Here is a 5175-nt window from a genome sequence, read left to right as displayed (position 1 = left end):
GATGGTGCGGCGACCCCGGCTTCTACTGGCTACGGCTGGCATCTTGGGCTCCTGGCTGGGTTGGCTTTAACGGCCCGAGGGCGACGCATTGGCTTGGTTGCCCACGCTGCGCTGCAAGATGTTGGAAAACTCTTCAATAAAGGTTTCTTGTTGGATGGACACACGGTCTACATCACGCGCAAAGCGGTTGTAGGCCACCACGGCCGGGATGGCCGCAAACAAGCCAATGGCTGTGGCCACCAGCGCCTCAGCAATGCCCGGAGCCACCGTGGCCAGAGTCACTTGCTGCATAGAAGCCAAGCCCGTAAAGGCATGCATGATGCCCCACACCGTGCCAAACAAACCCACATAGGGCGACACCGAACCGACCGAGGCCAGCAAGGACAGGTTGGACTCGATGGCGTCCATCTCGCGTTGGTAGCTCGCGCGCATGGCGCGGCGGGCCCCGTCCATCAAGGCGCTGCTGTCGTTGATGCGGCGTTCACGCAGTTTTTGGTACTCGCGCATGCCGCTGGCAAAAATGCGCTCCATCGGGCCAGAGAGCTTGGCGTTTTTGGCGGCCGACGCGTACAACTCGTTCAGGCTGGTGCCCGACCAGAACTCGCGCTCGAACTCTTCGTTCAGGGTCTTGACGCGTTGGAGGGAAATGATTTTGCGAAAAATCGCCGTCCAGCTGGTGATGGACACGCCCATCAGCATCAGCACCACCACCTGCACCACCCAGCTGGCGTTGAGCAACAAATGGACGATGGAAAAGTCTTGTGTCATGTCAGGCGTTCCAATACAGAAGAGGGAATTCTCGCAGGCTTGAGGGTCGCGGCATCGACCCAGCCAATGCGGATCGTGCCTTCGCACAGCAGCGTGTCGCCACACCAGGCCTGTTGGGCAATCACCAGGCTGGCGCGGCCCCCTTCGGCCAAGCGCGCGGTCACACGCAACAAGTCGTCGAGCTGCGCCGGGCGGTGGTATTTGATGCTGGTTTCGCTCACCACAAACATGCCACCCGTTGCTTGGCGCAGCGCCTGTTGGCCCACGCCCAGGGCACGCAGCCACTCGGTGCGTGCGCGCTCAAAAAACTTGAGGTAGTTGGCGTAGAACACGATGCCCCCGGCATCGGTGTCTTCCCAGTACACCCGCACAGGGTGCTCAAACACGTTGGCATGGGATGTGTTGTGAGTCATCGCGGCTCAGCCCAACAGGTGTTGCAAACGGGTCACGGCTTCGCGCAACTCGGGCAGCGAGCGGGCGGTTGAAAAACGCACAAAGCGCGCGGTGTCGGCCTGGCCGAAGTCGCGCCCTGGCGCGAAGGCGATGTTGGCGCGTTGCAGCACTTCAAACGCAAAGTCCCAGCTGCCGCGCACGCCCAGTTTGTCGCAGGCGGCGCTGCAATCGGCCCAGGCATAAAACGCGCCGTCGGGCATCACCGGCACGGTCAGGCCCAGTTGATTCAGGGCCGGCACAAAGAAGTCGCGCCGTGCTTTGAACTCGGCCCGGCGTCGTTCGTACTCGGCCAAGCTCTCGGCTTCAAAGCAGGCCAGCGCGGCGTGTTGCGCCAAGGTGCTGGGGCAGATGAACAGGTTTTGCGCCAAGCGCTCGACCACCGGCACCAAGGTCTCGGGCACCACCATCCAGCCCAAGCGCCAGCCGGTCATGCTGAAGTACTTGGAGAAACTGTTGATGCTGATGATCTGATCGTCCAGCGCCAAGGCAGTGTGGCCAAACGCGTCGTCGTAGCTCAGGCCCAAATAAATTTCGTCGATCAGCGTCACGCCCCCGCGCTGTGACACCTCGGCATGGATGTCACGCAAAGCGTGCGGGTGGATCGAGGTGCCGGTGGGGTTGGACGGCGAGGCCAGCAGCACGCCACGGGTGTGCGCGTTCCAGTGCTCGCGCACCTGCGCTGCATTGAGCTGAAAGCGGTCGGCGGCGGTGGTGGGCACCAGCACGGCCCGGCCTTCGGCCGCGCTCACAAACTGGCGGTTGCAGGGGTAGCTGGGGTCGGGCATCAGCACTTCGTCGCCGGCTTCCACCAAAGCCAGACACGCCAATTGCAAAGCCGCCGAGGCACCCGCCGTGATGACGATGCGGCTAGCCGGGATGTGCACGCCAAAACGCTGGGCGTACCAGCCGCTGATGCGTTCGCGCAAAGCGCCCAGTCCCAAGGCTGCGGTGTATTGGGTGTGGCCGTCGTGCAGGGCACGCACGGCGGCTTCTTGCACCAAGGGTGGGGCGGTGAAGTCGGGTTCGCCAATGCTCAGGTAGACCATGGCCGGGTCGTTGGGCCCCAGGGTGGCGGCGCGAGCCGCCGCCGCCTTGGCGACTTCCATCACATAAAAAGGCGCGATGCGCTGGGCGCGCTGGGCTATCTTCATCGCGCCTTGCCACTCAGGCGGTCGGCTTGCACCTCGTGGCTGCGCAACTGAGGCGCCAAGCCGTTGAGCACGGCGTTGACGTACTTGTGGCCATCGGTGCCGCCAAATGATTTGGCCAGTTCGATGTATTCGTTCAACACCACGCGCCAAGGCACGTCGATGCAGTGCTGAAACTCGTACACACCCATCCACATCACCGCGTGTTCAATGGGGGAGATTTCTTCCAGCTTGCGGTCCAGCAGGGGCACGATCAAAGCGTCCAGCACCTCGCGGTGCTCGACACAGCCATACAACAAGGCGTCGTAATGGGCCGAGTCGGATTTGTGAAAACCGCTCAGGTCACGGGTGAACACGTCAATGTCGGCGGCTTCGTTGCGGCCCACCAAAAATTGGTACAGGCCTTGCAGCGCAAATTCGCGTGCGCGGCTGCGCCCCGACTTGGCTGAACTTTTGCGCGGGGTTTTGTCTTGTAGGGTGGATGACCCAGGCGCGGAGTCGTGCGCGGAGTCTGGCGTGACGGTGTCCGTCGTCATGCGAGTTGCTCCAACAGCAAGGCCATTTCCACGGCCACGCGGGCGGCGTCGCGGCCTTTGTCGGTTTGGCGGGCCACGGCTTGCTCTAGGTTCTCGGTGGTCAAAATCGCATTGGCAATCGGCACGTGGTAGTCCATGCCCACGCGGGTCACCCCTGCGCCCGACTCGTTGGCCACCAGTTCAAAGTGGTAGGTCTCGCCACGGATGATGCAGCCCAAAGCGATCAGCGCGCTGAAGGGCTCGGGGTCTTCAATTTGGGCCAGTGCCGCCAGCGTGAGGGGCACTTCCAGTGCGCCGGGCACTTGCACCACGGTGATGCGCTCGTCGGCCACGCCCATGGCCTTGAGTTCGGCCACGCAGGCCTCGCGCAAGGTGTTGGTGATGTCTTCGTTGAAGCGGGCTTGGACAATGCCAATTTTCAGGCTGCTGCCGTCCAAGGTGGTGGTGCTGGCGAGGTTGGAGACAAACATGTCAGAGGTTCCTTGAGACTTATGCTTTGGCCAGATAGCCGACGATTTCGAGGCCATAGCCCGTCATGCTGGGCATGCGGCGCGGGTTGCCCAACAGGCGCATCTTGTGCACGCCGCAGTCCCGCAAAATTTGTGCGCCTACGCCATAGCTGCGCAAGTCCATGCGGCCACGCGATGGCCCATGGGCCGAGCGGGCGGTGCCGTCAAACTGGGCCAGCAACTGCTCGCCGCTTTCGCCACAGTTGAGCAAGACCACCACGCCGGCGCCTTCTTGGGCAATGCGTTGCAGGCTCGAATCTAAGCCCCAGGAGTGCATGACACGGTTGGGCTCCAGCGCATCGAGCACCGACAGGGGTTCATGCACCCGGGCCAACACGTCTTGTTCTGCGCGCCAGCTGCCTTTGACCAAGGCCAAGTGCACGGCACCGTTGGTCATGTCTTTGTAGGCGTTGGCAGTGAACTCGCCGTGTGCGGTGACGAGCGGGCGGCTGCCCACTTTTTGCACCAGCGACTCGGTGCGGCTGCGGTGGGCAATCAGGTCGGCGATGGTGCCGATCTTCAGGCCGTGCTCGGCTGCAAACACCTGCAAGTCGGGCAGACGGGCCATGGTGCCGTCGTCTTTCATGATTTCGCAAATCACCGAGGTGGGTGAGCAACCCGCCATGGCCGCCAGGTCGCAACCGGCTTCGGTGTGACCGGCGCGCATCAGCACACCGCCGTCCACCGCTTGCAGCGGAAACACGTGGCCAGGTTGCACCAGGTCGCTGGGGTGTGTGCCTTTGGCCACGGCCACTTCGATGGTGCGGGCGCGGTCGGCGGCAGAAATGCCGGTGGTCACGCCCTCGGCGGCTTCGATCGACACGGTGAATGCGGTGCTGTAGACCGTGCCGTTGCGTGCGGCCATGGGCGGCAACTTCAAAAACTCGCAACGTTCGCGGGTGAGGGTGAGGCAAATCAGGCCACGGCCAAAACGGGCCATGAAGTTGATGGCTTCTGGCGTGACATGGTCGGCGGCGAGCACCAAGTCGCCTTCGTTCTCACGGTCTTCTTCGTCCACCAAGATGACCATGCGGCCAGCTTTCATTTCGGCCACGATCTCTTCCACGGGCGAGATGGCCACGGGGGTCAGGGCTGTTGTCATTGCGGGGCTTTCAAAGTGGCGTCCACGCGCAGCATGCGTTCAACGTAACGCGCCACGGTGTCAATTTCAAGGTTCACCGTGCTGCCTGCTTGCAGGCTGCCGAGGGCGGTGTTCTCAACGGTGTGAGGAATGAGGTTGATGCTGATCTCTGAACCGCGCAGACCCAGTGGGCCGTCGGCATCGAAGAAGTCTTGCACCTGGTTGACCGTCAGGCTCACGCCGTTGACGGTGATGGAGCCTTTGTAGGCCAGGTACTTGGCCAGATCGGGCGGTGCCATGATGCGCAGCTCCCAGCTTTCGCCCACCCGCTCAAAGAGGCTGACTTGGCCGATGCCGTCGACATGGCCGGACACGATGTGCCCGCCCAAGCGGTCGTGGGCCCGCAAGGCTTTTTCGAGGTTGACGCGCCCGAGCTGCGCCAAGCCGCTGGTGCGGGCCAGCGACTCTGCTGAGATGTCAATCGTGAACTGGTGGTGGAGGGGGTCAAACGTGGTGACGGTCATGCAGGCGCCGTTCAAAGCGATGCTGTCACCCAAGCCCACGTCGTCGAGGTACCCGGCAGGGGCCTCGATGGTGAGGCGCTTGCCGTGGTTTAAAGAGCTTCCCAGGTCGTGAACTGCGGTGATGCGCCCCACGCCGGTGATGATTCCGGTGAACAT

At 62.7% G+C, this 5175-nt stretch carries 7 protein-coding genes; all 7 read right to left on the bottom strand.

Annotation, left to right across the window (positions count from 1 at the left end; genetic code table 11):
- Positions 1–66: 66 nt before the first annotated feature.
- Entirely contained in the window at positions 67–768 is a 702-nt protein-coding gene (gene tolQ / locus ACKWJN_RS07455; protein WP_408595716.1) for a protein TolQ, read from the bottom strand.
- Complete coding sequence (gene ybgC / locus ACKWJN_RS07450; protein ID WP_408595715.1) at positions 765–1181, bottom strand: tol-pal system-associated acyl-CoA thioesterase; 417 nt, start codon at positions 1179–1181, stop codon at positions 765–767. The genes tolQ and ybgC overlap by 4 nt, the downstream gene beginning before the upstream one ends.
- 6 nt (positions 1182–1187) lie before the next feature.
- Positions 1188–2372 (bottom strand): pyridoxal phosphate-dependent aminotransferase, encoded by a 1185-nt coding sequence (locus ACKWJN_RS07445; protein ID WP_408595714.1) that lies wholly within the window; start codon positions 2370–2372, stop codon positions 1188–1190.
- The gene (gene nusB, locus ACKWJN_RS07440; protein WP_408595713.1) at positions 2369–2905 is read right to left on the bottom strand and encodes a transcription antitermination factor NusB; all 537 of its coding nucleotides are present in this window, start codon (positions 2903–2905) and stop codon (positions 2369–2371) included. The genes ACKWJN_RS07445 and nusB overlap by 4 nt, the downstream gene beginning before the upstream one ends.
- A complete protein-coding gene (gene ribH / locus ACKWJN_RS07435) occupies positions 2902–3375 on the bottom strand; it encodes a 6,7-dimethyl-8-ribityllumazine synthase (protein ID WP_100143951.1) in 474 nt (157 codons plus the stop codon). The genes nusB and ribH overlap by 4 nt, the downstream gene beginning before the upstream one ends.
- A gap of 19 nt (positions 3376–3394) precedes the next feature.
- Complete coding sequence (gene ribBA / locus ACKWJN_RS07430) at positions 3395–4516, bottom strand: bifunctional 3,4-dihydroxy-2-butanone-4-phosphate synthase/GTP cyclohydrolase II (protein WP_408595712.1); 1122 nt, start codon at positions 4514–4516, stop codon at positions 3395–3397.
- Positions 4513–5175 (bottom strand): riboflavin synthase (locus ACKWJN_RS07425; RefSeq protein ID WP_408595711.1); only part of this gene is annotated, 663 nt, incomplete at its 5' end. The genes ribBA and ACKWJN_RS07425, both read right to left, overlap by 4 nt.

It is taken from the genome of Limnohabitans sp. (genome assembly GCF_046052825.1).
GTDB lineage: Bacteria > Pseudomonadota > Gammaproteobacteria > Burkholderiales > Burkholderiaceae_C > Limnohabitans.
Note: the sequence above shows the minus strand (reverse complement) of the source record. Positions and strands in the feature narration are given on the sequence as shown.

Excerpts from the sequence above, each read along its gene's own strand:
- ybgC (WP_408595715.1), bottom strand. The coding sequence starts at position 1,181 with ATGACTCACAACACATCCCATGCCAACGTGTTTGAGCACCCTGTGCGG.
- ribH (WP_100143951.1), bottom strand. The coding sequence starts at position 3,375 with ATGTTTGTCTCCAACCTCGCCAGCACCACCACCTTGGACGGCAGCAGC.
- ribBA (WP_408595712.1), bottom strand. The coding sequence starts at position 4,516 with ATGACAACAGCCCTGACCCCCGTGGCCATCTCGCCCGTGGAAGAGATC.
- tolQ (WP_408595716.1), bottom strand. The coding sequence starts at position 768 with ATGACACAAGACTTTTCCATCGTCCATTTGTTGCTCAACGCCAGCTGG.
- nusB (WP_408595713.1), bottom strand. The coding sequence starts at position 2,905 with ATGACGACGGACACCGTCACGCCAGACTCCGCGCACGACTCCGCGCCT.
- ACKWJN_RS07445 (WP_408595714.1), bottom strand. The coding sequence starts at position 2,372 with ATGAAGATAGCCCAGCGCGCCCAGCGCATCGCGCCTTTTTATGTGATG.